This window comes from Pseudoduganella aquatica (assembly GCF_009857595.1).
Lineage (GTDB): Bacteria > Pseudomonadota > Gammaproteobacteria > Burkholderiales > Burkholderiaceae_D > Rugamonas > Rugamonas aquatica_A.
Genome location: NZ_WWCU01000003.1, coordinates 306,872 through 318,768, shown reverse-complemented (window position 1 = coordinate 318,768; position 11,897 = coordinate 306,872). Strand labels below are relative to the sequence as shown.

Genomic DNA, 11,897 nt, shown 5'->3' with positions numbered 1-11,897 from the left:
AGTGCTAGAATACAGCGCTATTTTTTCAAACTAATATATTACTGGAGTCCCTGTGTTCATTTCCAATGCCTACGCTCAAGCCCCTACCGACATGCTCGGCCTGGGTGGCAATCTCACCAGCTTCCTGCCGCTGGTCCTGATGTTCGTGGTCATGTACTTCCTGATGATCCGTCCTCAGCAAAAACGCGCCAAGGAACAGAAGGCGATGATGGACGCGCTGGCCAAGGGCGACGAAGTCGTCACCGCCGGCGGCATCCTGGGCAAGGTCTCCAAAGTGACCGATGTCTACGTGACCCTGGAAGTGGCCGCCGGCACCGAGATCGTGGTGCAAAAGCCATCGGTCACCACGCTGCTGCCTAAGGGCACGCTGAAAGCGCTGTAAACCACACCGGGCCGCCTATCCAGCATACGCGGCCCGTTTCAGTCTCTCTGGAACGCAGAATATATGAATCGCTATCCTGTCTGGAAGTACATCGTCATCGCCATTAGCGTGCTGCTGGGCGCACTGTATACGGCGCCCAACTATTTCGGCGAGTCGCCGGCGCTGCAGGTCACCAGCGGCAAGTCCACCGTCAAGGTCAGCAGCGAGCTGAGCGGCCGCGTGGACAGCCTGCTCAAGCAGGAGAAACTGGCCCATGAGGCCGTGACCCTGGACGGCACCGGCACCCACAGCTCGGTGCGCGTGCGCTTTGCCGACACCGACACCCAATTCAAGGCCAAGCTGGCGCTGGAACGCGCCCTCAATCCGGATGCGGAAGACCCGGCCTACATCGTCACCAACAACCTCACGGCCAACACGCCGCGCTGGATGCAGAGCATCCGCGCGCTGCCGATGTACCTGGGCCTGGACTTGCGCGGCGGCGTGCACTTCCTGATGCAGGTGGACGTGCAGGCCGCGCTGGACAAGCGCGTGCAGGGCATCCAGACCGCCGTGCGCAGCCAGCTGCGCGACAAGAGCGTGCGCCACGCCGGCATCGAGCGCAAGGGCAACACCGTCGAGGTGAAGTTCCGCGACGCCGCCACCCGCAGCGCCGCCCGCACCGTCATCGCCGACCAGCAGCCCGACCTGACCATGGCCGATAGCGCCGACGGCGCCGACCTGCTGCTCACGCTGAGCCTGAAGCCGGCCGCGCTGAAGGAAGCCATGGACAACGGCGTACGCCAGAACATCGCCACGCTGTCCAAGCGCGTCAATGAACTGGGCGTGTCCGAGCCGGTGATCCAGCAGCAAGGCCCGGACCGCATCGTGGTCCAGCTGCCCGGCGTGCAGGACGTGGCGCGCGCCAAGGCCATTATCGGCCGCACCGCCACCCTGGAAGTGCGCATGGTCGACGAAACCGTCACCCCCGGCACCGAGCTGCAGGCGGCCGTGCCGTTCAACTCCGAGCTGTTCACCGTCGGCAAAGGCGTGCCTGTGGTGCTGCTGAAGGACATCGTGCTGACCGGCGACTACATCTCGCGCGCCACCGCCAGCTTCGACCAGAACCAGCAGCCTGCCGTGTCGATCGACCTGAACGGCGACGGCGGCCGCAAGATGCGCGAAGCCACCCGCGAACGCGTGGGCAAGAAAATGGCCATCGTGCTGTACGAACAGAAGGGCAAGCCGGAAGTGCTGTCGGTCGCCACCATCCAGAGCGAACTGGGTAGCAGCTTCAACATCACCGGCATGGGCAACGCCGAGAACTCGGCCGAGCTGGCGCTGCTGCTGCGCTCCGGCGCGCTGTACGCCCCGATGACCGTGATCGAGGAACGCACCGTCGGTCCCGCGCTGGGCGCCGAGAACATCAAGAAGGGCCAGCTGTCCATGGTGTACGGCTTTGCCGCCATCGCCGTGTTCATGATCATCTACTACATGATGTTCGGCTTCTTCAGCGTGCTGGCGCTGGGCGTCAACCTGCTGCTGCTGATCGCGCTGCTGTCGACCATGCAGGCCACGCTGACCCTGCCGGGCATCGCCGCTATCGCGCTGGCGCTGGGTATGGCGATTGACGCCAACGTGCTGATCAACGAGCGCATCCGCGAGGAACTGCGCGCCGGCAACTCGCCGCAGGCGGCCATTGCGGCCGGCTTCGACCGCGCCTTCGCCACCATCCTGGACTCCAACGTCACCACGCTGATCGTCGGCCTGGCGCTGCTGGTGTTCGGTTCGGGCGCCGTGCGCGGCTTCGCCGTGGTGCACTGCCTGGGCATTCTGACCTCGATGTTCTCCGCCGTCTTCGTGTCGCGCGGCGTCGTTAACCTGTGGTACGGCCGCAAGAAAAAGCTGCAGTCCATCGCCATCGGCACGGTCTGGGTTCCAGGCCAGTCGAAATAACCGTACAGAAGGTAGAACAACATGGAATTTTTCCGCATTAGAAAAGACATCCCGTTCATGCGCCACGCGTTGATCTTCAACGTGGTGTCGGCGCTGACCTTCGTGGCGGCTGTCTTCTTCCTGCTGCACAAGGGCCTGAACCTGTCGATCGAGTTCAAGGGCGGCACCGTGATGGAGGTGAAATACCCGCACGCGGCCAATCTGGAAGGCGTGCGCGCCACCGTGCAGGGCCTGGGCTACGAGCATCCTGAAGTGACCAGCTTCGGCACCGCGCGCGACGTGATGCTGAAACTGCCTATCGCCCACGCGGCGGCGGGCAAGGACTCGGCCAACGCCTCGCAGAAAGTGTTCGACGCGCTGTGCAAGGCCGACGGCGGCAGCGTCAAGCGCATGGAGCTGGTCTCCGCCAAGGGCGAGCAGATCGCCAAGAACGCCTGCGTGGACGCGGCCGGCGCCGAGACCGTGCAGCTGAACAAGGTGGAGTTCGTCGGCCCGCAGGTGGGCGACGAGCTGGCCCAGAACGGCCTGAACGCGCTGGTGATGGTGATCATCGGCGTGATGATCTACCTGGCCGTGCGCTTCGAGTGGAAGTACGCGGTGGCGGCGATTATCGCGAACTTGCACGACGTGGTCATCATCCTGGGCTTCTTCGCCTACTTCGGCTGGGAATTCTCGCTGACGGTGCTGGCGGCGGTGCTGGCGGTGCTGGGCTACTCGGTCAACGAGTCGGTGGTTATTTTCGACCGTATCCGCGAAAACTTCCGCAAGCAGCGCAAGGCCTCGGTGCATGAAGTGATCGACAACGCGATCACCTCCACCATCTCGCGTACCATCATCACCCACGGCTGCACGCAGATGATGGTGCTGTCCATGCTGCTGTTCGGCGGCCCGACGCTGCACTACTTCGCGGTGGCGCTGACCATCGGTATCTGCTTCGGCATTTACTCGTCCGTGTTCGTGGCTGCGGCCGTGGCCATGTGGCTGGGCGTGAAGCGCGAAGACCTGATCAAGCCGGTCAAAGAGAAAGACGAAACCGACGGCGCCGTGGTGTAAGCCACCGGTCCCCGAGAATGCCGCCACGCGCAAGCCTGGCGGCATTTTTTATACACGAGGAAGCACATGAGCCGTACCGGACGATTATTCCAGCTGATGGACGCCATGCGCGGCAGCCGCCGCCCCGTCACGGCGGCCGCGCTGGCCGAGCAGCTGGGCGTGTCCGAGCGCACCATCTACCGCGACATGCAGACCCTGGCCGAGCTGGGCGCGCCGCTGGAAGGCGAGGCCGGCGTGGGCTACCTGCTGCGGGCCGGCTTCTTCCTGCCGCCGCTGATGTTCGGCGCCGACGAGCTGGAAGCGCTGGTGCTGGGCGCGCGCTGGGTCAAGCGCCAGGGCGACGCCGAGCTGGCGAAGGCCGCCGCCAGCGCGCTGGCCAAGATCGCCACCGCCACCCCCAAAGACTTGCGCGACGACATGGCCGAGACCAGCCTGTGGGTGCCGATAGGTTTCAACGATCACGACGACCCGCATATCCCGCCGGCGCGCCGGGCCATACGGCGCCAGCACAAGCTGCGCATCTGCTACAGCGACGAGCAGGGCCGCGCCTCCGAGCGCGTGGTGTGGCCGTTCGCGCTGGCCTATTTCGAGGGCAAGCGCCTGCTGGCCGCCTTCTGCGAAATGCGCGGCGCGCTGCGCCATTTCCGCATGGACCGCATCCGGTCCGCCGAGACCATCGCCGAGCGCTATCCCACGGCGCGGCATGCGCTGCTCAAGACCTGGCGCGCGGAAAACGGCATCAGCGAGGAGAGCTAGGCACTACGTTAAACAACGCACAGAGGCGGGCGGCGCGGGGGAATATAGTGGAACTGTCTCTTTCAGGACATCCCTAGTTTTGGACTTCGCCCGCCCTTACCGGCGGGCATTTTTTTAACAAGGAAATTTAACAAACTTATCAAAGGCTACTGACAGAAACTGTCGCAGCCGTCTCCTAAGATAGCTTTATCGCACATCACTTACGGAGACAGCAATGCGCATTTACCACCACCCGATCTCGTCCAACGCCCGCCGCGTCGCCATGGTGGCAGCCCATCTGAACGCGGATGTGGAATTCGTCGAAGTGAACCTGATGAGCGCGGAAGACCGCCGCCGCCTGGGCGAACTCAATCCCAACAGCAAGATCCCGGTACTGGAGGACGACGGCTTCGTGCTGTGGGAGTCCTGCGCCATCATGCAATACCTGGCCGACAAGACGCCGGGCCAGACCGTCTACCCGCAGGACATGCGCGTGCGCGCCGACATCAACCGCTGGCTGTTCTGGGCCTGCCAGCATTTCGCGCCCGCCATCGGCGTGCTGACCTGGGAGCGGGTGTGGAAGGGCATCGTCACCGGCCAGGGACCGGATGCGCGCGAGGAAGAGCGCGGCGAGAGCGACCTGGCCGACTACGCCACCGTGCTGGACAAGCACCTGGCGGGCCGCCAGTGGGTGGTGGGCGACAGCCTGACCCTGGCCGACCTGGCGCTGGCCGCGCCGCTCATGTACACCGAGCGTGCCGCGCTGCCGCTGGACGGCTACGCCAATCTGACGGCCTGGTTCGGCCGCATGCAGCAGCTGCCCGCGTGGCGGCAAACCGCGGAGGCCTGACGCCATGTGCCTGCTATGCGAAACGGCGCGCAAGTCGCGCCAGCGGCTGGCGGCCAGGACGCCGGCCCCGCCCCGGCTTCCTCCTCCGCCGCCGCCCAGGAATGCCATTCCCGCGGGCTGAGATTTTCGCAAGGATGTTTTTGTTATAAGATGCGTAGCAGGCTACTTTCTTTATAGCAAACCCATCACTTGCGAGTCTCGAATGAACCAAATCAGCTACCTCGACCGCGCCGTCAATGCGCTGCGCACCATAGGCGTCAACCTGGGCAACCGCGAGGATGCGCCCGTCATTCCGCTGCTGGAAAAAGTGTCGAAATATGACGCGGTGAAAATCACGTCCATCGCCACCACGCTGCAGTACTCGTCCACCTTCAATGCCGCCGTGCGCGAGCAGATCCAGGGCATGGACATCTCCACCCGCTACGCCGACATCACCACCGGCTTCAACTCCATCCGCGAGGACGCCGAGAAGATGGCCGGCTGGATGGCGGACGGCAAGCTGGACTTCCAGGAACGCATCCAGATGGGCTGGATGAAAATGCGGCGCGGCTCGATTCCGGACCGCTTCAACGACATCCGCGCCACCTATCTGGACGTGGCCAAGTCGGCCAACGAACAGATCCAGCGCGAGAGCGCCATCCTGGAAGCCTACCGCGACTTCCGCATGGCGCTGAAAGCGTCCGAAGTGGAAGCGCAGCAGGTGCTGGAAGTGGCCACCAAGGCGCTGGAAGAGCGCAAGCTGGCGCTGGACGTGGCCAACAAGGCCACCGAGAACGTGGCCGACGCCGTCGAGCGCGCCCGCCTGGAACTGGTGCGCGACGAAGCGCTGCGCGCCGTGCAGGACGAGGACAAGTCCTACCAGATCGTGAAGGACATCGCCGACGACCTGAAGACCTCGTACAACACGGCCGAACTGGTGTTCGCCCGCCTGCAGCAGACCCACACCATCAAGGAGCGCATCTACCAGCGCGCCGTGACCTTCTTCGCCACCAATGAAGTGGTGTTCACCGGCCTGGCCGCGTCGTTCACCTCCATGGCCGGCCTGGCCGAAACCACCGCCACCATGGACGCCATGACCGACGGCATCAACCAGGGCCTGGAGACGCTGGCCAAGGCCGGCGGCCAGCAGCTGGAAGCCGGCCTGCGCGCCGGCTACGGCTCCACGCTGAAAGCCAGCTCGGTGGGTGCGCTGGCCACCGCCATCGTCGAATTCCAGGGCAGCAGCCTGAAGCTGATCCAGGAGCTGCGCGAAGAATCGACCCGCACCTCGAAGGAAATCGAAGCGGCCACCGAGGACAGCAAGCAGCGCTTCATCGCCCTGCTGAACAAAGGCGCCGCGTAAGGGTGGCGATCGTGGCGGGAGCGTTGTCCGAGCAGCTCGGCGCGATGGCCATCATCGACGAGCTGCGCCACAAGCAGATGGTGGTGGACGAGCACCTCGACCTGCCCCGGCGGCGCGAGGAAGTGGGCGCGCGCATCCGCGAGTATTACGCCGCCAACGGCCTTGCCGTGGACGACGAGCTGATTGCCGAGGGCGTGCGCGCCTACTTCGCACAGCGCCTGGAATTCGAGCCCGGTCCCGGCGATGCCGGCGAGCGTGAAAAGGCGCTGCAATACATCGCCGCCCGGCGCGCCGGCCAGGGCCGCCCGTCGGGCTGGCGCCGTTGGCTGTCGGGGCTCGTGAAATAATATGCTTGCAACGGAATTCACCGCCGCCATCGGCGAAAACACCCGCATCTATCAGGGCAAGCTGGAAAGCTGCGACGCGCGCGCCGCCGAGGCGGGCCGCGACGAACTGGCGCTGGAGCAGAAGATAGGCGGCTTGCTGCGCCAGGTGGCCGGACTGCACCTGGCCGAGAACGACAGCATCGCCGCCGAAGCGGAGCGCGAGCTGGCCTTCCGGGCCGACGAGGAACAGGCCCTGCGCGCCGAGCTGCAAACGGTGAGCAGCGACATCGCCAACCACGTGGCGGCCATCCGCCAGCGCGGCGCGGAGATCCGCGAGGCCGCGCTGCGCCCCGGCGCGCAGATGGACGCTGCGCAGATTTTGCAGGCCGCGCGTGAGGCCTACCAGCGCGCCGAATCGGCGCACGAGGCGCAGCTGGCCATGAACGCCGAGCTGGAAGCCGAGATCAGCGCCAAGCTGGCGCGCTACAGCAGCGACGAACTGTACGCCTACCTGAAGGCCGCAGGCTACGGCACGCCGTCCTACCGCAGCGAGGACGGCGATCCTGCGAAAGACGAGTGGATTGCGGGCCTGTGCAATTTCGCGAACAACCGCCGCAACGAGAACATCCTGCTCGCCATGCAGGAAGCCTTGCCGCTGCGCGCCGAGCGCAGCGCGCAGGCCCTGGCCGAGGCGCGCGCGGAGCTGGACCGGCTGTCCTTCGCGCCGCCGCCGCCCACCATCGCCGAACGCATCGCGCAAGCCGTGGCGCCGCTGGAGGCGGCTGTCGCGCAAGCGGATGAACGCCTGCGCCGCGTGCGCGCCAGCCTGGCCGACTACGCTGCGCGGCGCGACCCGCGCTACCTGCGCGCGCAGGAACTGCAGGCCGCCAGCCTGAAGTCGCTGCCGATCGCGGAGCTGATCGCGCAGGCACGCGCCACGCCCAGCCCGGAGGACGACAAGCTGGTGCTGGAAGTGGTGAACCTGCAGGACAAGCTGGCCTGCAGCCGGCGCGACTACGAACGCGCGCTGGCCGCGCGCCAGCACGCCGAGGCGGACGCCCAGCGCGCCGAAGCGCTGGAAGCGGACCTGCGGCGCGGCGGCTTTATCGACACCAAGGAGATTGACTACCGCGACGGCCTGGACCTGCCTTCGCTGGTCGGCCGCTACATGAACGGCGAGTTGTCGCTGGGCGGCTTCACGCTGGAGCTGCAGCAGTTCGCCCGCGAGCTGCGGCCGAAATTCCGCTACGGCGAGACCGCCTGGGGCAGCGGCGCAAGCCGCAGCTGAACGCTCCTTACAGCGCGCCCTGCAACTGGCGTTCCAGCGCGGCCACGCCGGCCGCCACGTCCACGTCCGCGCCCAGGTCCTTCATGGTCGAACCCAGCGCGTGCAGCGTGCGGAACAGGTGATGGGCGCGGCACTGCTCGCCCATCTGGCCGATGCGCACGATGTTCAGGCCGAAGGAGCCGGAAATCTCCACCCGGTATTTCAGCGAAATCTGCTCGCAGATCTCGGCGCGGTTGATCCCCTCCGGCACCACGATGCCCACCACCGAATTCAGGCGCGACTCCGGCTGGCCGTACAGCCGCAGCCCCATCGCCTCCACGCCGCGCTGCAGGCCCAGCGAGCAGCGCAGGTGGCGCGCGAAGCGCTGCTCCAGCGTCTCCTGGCAGATCAGGTGCAGCGCCTCGTGCAGCGCCAGGATGCCGGATACCGGCGCCGTGTAGTGGTAGGACGCGTTGTGCCAGAACTGCTCCGCCAGTTTGGCGTCCAGGCACCAGTGCGGCGGCTGCACCGGGCGCGCGTTGATGCGCTCCCAGGCGCGCTCCGAAAACGCGATCAGCGACACGCCGGGTATCGACGACAGGCCCTTCTGGCCGCCGGTCACCACCGCGTCTATCTTCCAGTTGTCCATCTCGCACGGCATGGTGCTCAGCGTGCAGACCGCGTCCACGATCACGTAGCAGCCGTACTCGCGCGCCAGCCGGGTAATCTGCGGCAGGTGGATGTTGAACACGGTGGACGAGGTTTCGCCCTGGGCGATGGTCAGCACTTCGGGACGGAAGCGCTCGAGGTGCTCGCGCACGGCCGCCACCTGGGCTGCCTCGCCGTCCGGCACGTTCAGGCATTCCACCTGGCCGCCCACGCGGGTGGCCATCTCGGCGAAGCGGCGGCCGAAGTAGCCGTTGCACACGCTCAGTACGCGGGTGCCGGGGAAGACCAGGTTGCACACGCTCATCTCCATCGCCGCCGAGCCGGGGCCGGCCACGCCCAGTATCCAGCGCGACTCGGTCTGGAACACATAGCGCGCCATTTCCTTCATCTGGTGGATGATCTTCGCCATCGTGCCGCCGAGGTGGTTGATGACGATGGAATTGGCCTGCGCCACGCTGTGCGGAATCGGCACCGGACCGGCGCCCATCATCAGCAGCGGTTCGGACGGGAGGAGGGAGTTGATGCTGTCTACGGTGGGCGGCGAGAACATGGGAAGCTTGAGTTGTAGTTAATGTTGCTACAACTATAGCGCAAACAGCGCTAAACTGCCCCGAACCTACAGCATCAGCACCGCGAACAGGGATTGCACGTCGCTGGCCGATTCACGCAGGATAGTATCCAGCGTGCCGTCGCCCACGGCGAAATCGAGGGTGCGGGCGGCGGCCGGGGTGGTGGCGCCGGGGCGCTGGTGCATGGGGGAGGGCACCGGCGCCAGGTCGTTGGCCAGCAGCAGGGTGTCGCCCAGGTTTTCCGGCGGCAGCGCGCGCAGGCCGTCCCACATGGCCTCCACGGACTGCATCACGGCCTCGGGCACCACCAGCTTGCGCAGCACGCCGCGCCCGATTTCCACCTCGCCATGCTCCACCCAGTCCTCCGGCTCGCCCTGCATGATGCCGGGGTAGGCGTCGGCCTGCGCCAGCATGTAAAACGCGCCAACCTCGTGGATAATGCCGGTAAACAGCGCCGTATCGGGATCAACATGGGTCACGCGGCGTGCAATCACCTGGGCCAGGGCCGCCACGTGGGCGGTATGCTCCCACAGCTGGGCCGACATGGCCTGCAGGGCCGGATCGACGATCTTGCTGCCGAGCTGGCGCACGATGAGCGCGGCCACCAGCGACTGCAAGGTCCGCACGCCGAGTCGCTGGACGGCCGAGCGCACGCTGGAAATTTCGGTACCTGAACGGTTGTAAGCGACCGAATTGGCGATCGCCACGGTGCGGGCCGCCAGCAATGGGTCGGCCTGTATCAGCTTGGCCGCCGCCTCGACGTGGCAGTTGGGATCGCTGAGCGCCTCCTGCAGCCGGATCGATGCGTTCACATTGGTCGGGAACGCAAGGTCCCCCCGGCTCGCTTGAGCAGCGATATGCTTGAAGGCGTCCAGTCTGTCCATCAGGAAATTATACGCAAATTATTGCCTTGTGGAATTTATTTGCGACACGTTCTGCCGGGAAAGGGAGTGCGCCGCAGCGCGCTCCCTCTCTATTTTAGTCGGCTTCGCTGAAGATGGCGTCGCATCCTTCGCTGGTGCCTTCGCTGTCTTGCAGTTCGTCCACCAGGCCGAGGTCGAACAGCTCCTCGATGGCGTTCATGAAGCTGTTGTGCTTGGTGGCGCCGATCAGGCGGTAGATTTCGCCTTCTTCATTGCGCACGCCGATCAGCAGCTTTTCCTTGCGCACTTCATCGGGCGTGTCCACGTTGAGCAACAGGTTGCCGATGATGTGCTTGTCGAATTTCGCAGGCTTTTTGCCTTCGAGCAGAGAGGTTTTCAATGTCGTTCCTTGGTTGTTGGGGGGATGGGCGCGTTGGGCGCAGGGCCGGATCTCAGGCGCCGCCGGCCGATATGACCTGTTTGAGGCCGGACAGGACTTTTTCAAGGGCGGCGAAATCGTCGTCGCTGTAGTTGGCGAACACGTCGCCGCCACGGCTTATGACCTTGGGAAACACGTCGCGGAACACCTGCTCTCCTTGCGGTGTGAGACGGATGAACCACGAGCGCTTGTCGTCCAGGCTGCGCTGGCGTTCCACCAGGCCTTTCTGTTCCAGGCGCTCGATCACGCCCGTCATGGTGCCTTTGGTGATCAGGGTTTTGTCGCCGAGTTCTTTGTAGGACATGCCTTCGGTGTTGCCCAGCGTGGCGATGATATCGAATTGCGCATGGGTCAGCCCGCACTCGCGCACGTGCTCGCCGGACAGGCGTTCAAAGCCCTGCATGCACTCGGCCAGCAGCCGGATGCTTTTCAAATATCGTTCACCCATAGACCATGATTATAGCGCCTGCTGCGCGGCGGCAATCGCGGTACACTACGCGGCTAGCCAATATTACCAAACCGACATGCCGTCCCTGCCTAACCACCTCCGGGGCATCGCCGCCCTGCTGCTCGTCACCCTGGTCTGGGGCACGACCTTCCCCGCCATGAAGGACATGACCGACTACCTGTCCACCAACTGGATCGTGGTGTCGCGCTTTGCCATGGCCAGCCTGATCCTGTCGCCCTTCCTGTTGCGCGCCAAATGGGCGGACTGCCGCTACGGCCTGGCCAGCGGCCTGGTGCTGTTCTTCTGCTATCTGTTCCAGGTGGAGGGCCTGGCGCTGACCACGTCCAACCGCAACGCCTTCGTCTGCGGCCTGAACGTGCTGGTGCCGCCGCTGCTGGGCGTGTTCCTGGGCAAGCTGCCGGAACGCCGCATCGTGGCCGCCCTGGTGCTGGCGCTGGTGGGCCTGTTCGCGCTGTGCTGGGACGGCGCCTTCGTCTGGGGCAAGGGCGACACGCTGGCGCTGCTGGCCGCGCTGTGCTTCGGCTGCTACATCAAGCTGATGGAGGTGTTCACCCGCAAGACCGAGCGTCTGATGAGCCTGACCGCCGCGCAAATCCTCACCGTGGCCGTGTGCGCTGCGCTGTGGATTGCCTTCCGCGAAGTGCCGCGCGGCCCGGTGGCGGCGCCGCAGGACATGGGCGACTATTGGGAATACATCTGGCAGGGCCTGAAGCTGTACCGCTGGAACCTGATTTACCTGGGCGTGGTGGCCACGGCCCTGATTATTTCGCTGCAAACCTGGGGCCAGAGCCACAGCTCGGCCAACGAGGCGGCCGTGATCTACGCCTTCGAGCCGGGCTGCGCGGCCATTTTCGGCTATCTGTGGCTGGGCGAAACGCTGGCGTGGACGGGCCTGCTCGGCGCGATATTGTTGATCTCCGGTATGATAGTGAGCCAATGGAGCGTTGCCCGGCCACCGACCGCGCTGGCGCCCGAGTAATCAACCACCCAGCTTAGATCCG

Annotated in this window: 13 protein-coding genes; 9 read left to right on the top strand and 4 right to left on the bottom strand. The window is 65.3% G+C overall.

All coding sequences use genetic code 11. From position 1 onward, the window contains the following. Nucleotides 1-52 precede the first annotated feature (52 nt). The 8 genes from yajC (at nt 53) to GTP77_RS05020 (ending at nt 7,908) form a co-directional block, all read left to right on the top strand. Nucleotides 53-382, top strand: a complete 330-nt coding sequence (gene yajC, locus GTP77_RS05055) for a preprotein translocase subunit YajC (RefSeq protein ID WP_161071078.1) — start codon at nt 53-55, stop codon at nt 380-382. 63 nt (nt 383-445) lie between these two features. Continuing rightward, entirely contained in the window at nt 446-2,314 is a 1,869-nt protein-coding gene (gene secD / locus GTP77_RS05050) for a protein translocase subunit SecD (protein WP_161071077.1), read from the top strand. Between the two features lie 21 nt (nt 2,315-2,335). Then, nucleotides 2,336-3,367, top strand: a complete 1,032-nt coding sequence (secF, locus tag GTP77_RS05045; RefSeq protein ID WP_161071076.1) for a protein translocase subunit SecF — start codon at nt 2,336-2,338, stop codon at nt 3,365-3,367. A gap of 66 nt (nt 3,368-3,433) precedes the next feature. Further along, on the top strand, nt 3,434-4,123 hold the full coding sequence (locus GTP77_RS05040; RefSeq protein ID WP_187358605.1) for a helix-turn-helix transcriptional regulator: 690 nt from the start codon (nt 3,434-3,436) through the stop codon (nt 4,121-4,123). A 214-nt stretch (nt 4,124-4,337) separates the two neighbouring features. Beyond that, nucleotides 4,338-4,952 (top strand): glutathione S-transferase family protein, encoded by a 615-nt coding sequence (locus GTP77_RS05035; protein ID WP_161071075.1) that lies wholly within the window; start codon nt 4,338-4,340, stop codon nt 4,950-4,952. A gap of 202 nt (nt 4,953-5,154) precedes the next feature. Continuing rightward, entirely contained in the window at nt 5,155-6,294 is a 1,140-nt protein-coding gene (locus tag GTP77_RS05030) for a merozoite surface protein 3b (RefSeq protein ID WP_161071074.1), read from the top strand. Between the two features lie 23 nt (nt 6,295-6,317). After that, nucleotides 6,318-6,641 (top strand): DUF6384 family protein, encoded by a 324-nt coding sequence (locus tag GTP77_RS05025; RefSeq protein WP_161071073.1) that lies wholly within the window; start codon nt 6,318-6,320, stop codon nt 6,639-6,641. A 1-nt stretch (nt 6,642) separates the two neighbouring features. After that, nucleotides 6,643-7,908 carry a coiled-coil domain-containing protein gene (locus tag GTP77_RS05020; protein ID WP_161071072.1) on the top strand — a complete coding sequence of 422 codons (1,266 nt, stop codon included), beginning with the start codon at nt 6,643-6,645 and terminating at the stop codon, nt 7,906-7,908. A gap of 7 nt (nt 7,909-7,915) precedes the next feature. On the opposite strand, the gene GTP77_RS05015 is transcribed toward GTP77_RS05020, so the two are convergent. The 4 genes from GTP77_RS05015 to GTP77_RS05000 form a co-directional block, all read right to left on the bottom strand. Further along, nucleotides 7,916-9,106, bottom strand: coding sequence for a pyridoxal-phosphate-dependent aminotransferase family protein (locus GTP77_RS05015; protein WP_161071071.1), 1,191 nt, complete (start codon nt 9,104-9,106; stop codon nt 7,916-7,918). A 66-nt stretch (nt 9,107-9,172) separates the two neighbouring features. Continuing rightward, nucleotides 9,173-10,009 (bottom strand): HDOD domain-containing protein, encoded by an 837-nt coding sequence (locus tag GTP77_RS05010; RefSeq protein ID WP_161071070.1) that lies wholly within the window; start codon nt 10,007-10,009, stop codon nt 9,173-9,175. A gap of 94 nt (nt 10,010-10,103) precedes the next feature. Further along, entirely contained in the window at nt 10,104-10,388 is a 285-nt protein-coding gene (locus GTP77_RS05005; RefSeq protein WP_161071069.1) for a hypothetical protein, read from the bottom strand. Nucleotides 10,389-10,440: 52 nt separating this feature from the next. Beyond that, nucleotides 10,441-10,875, bottom strand: coding sequence for a MarR family winged helix-turn-helix transcriptional regulator (locus GTP77_RS05000; RefSeq protein ID WP_161071068.1), 435 nt, complete (start codon nt 10,873-10,875; stop codon nt 10,441-10,443). 76 nt (nt 10,876-10,951) lie between these two features. On the opposite strand from GTP77_RS05000, the gene GTP77_RS04995 reads away from it, so the two are divergent. Further along, on the top strand, nt 10,952-11,875 hold the full coding sequence (locus tag GTP77_RS04995; protein ID WP_161071067.1) for a DMT family transporter: 924 nt from the start codon (nt 10,952-10,954) through the stop codon (nt 11,873-11,875). Nucleotides 11,876-11,897: the final 22 nt, after the last annotated feature.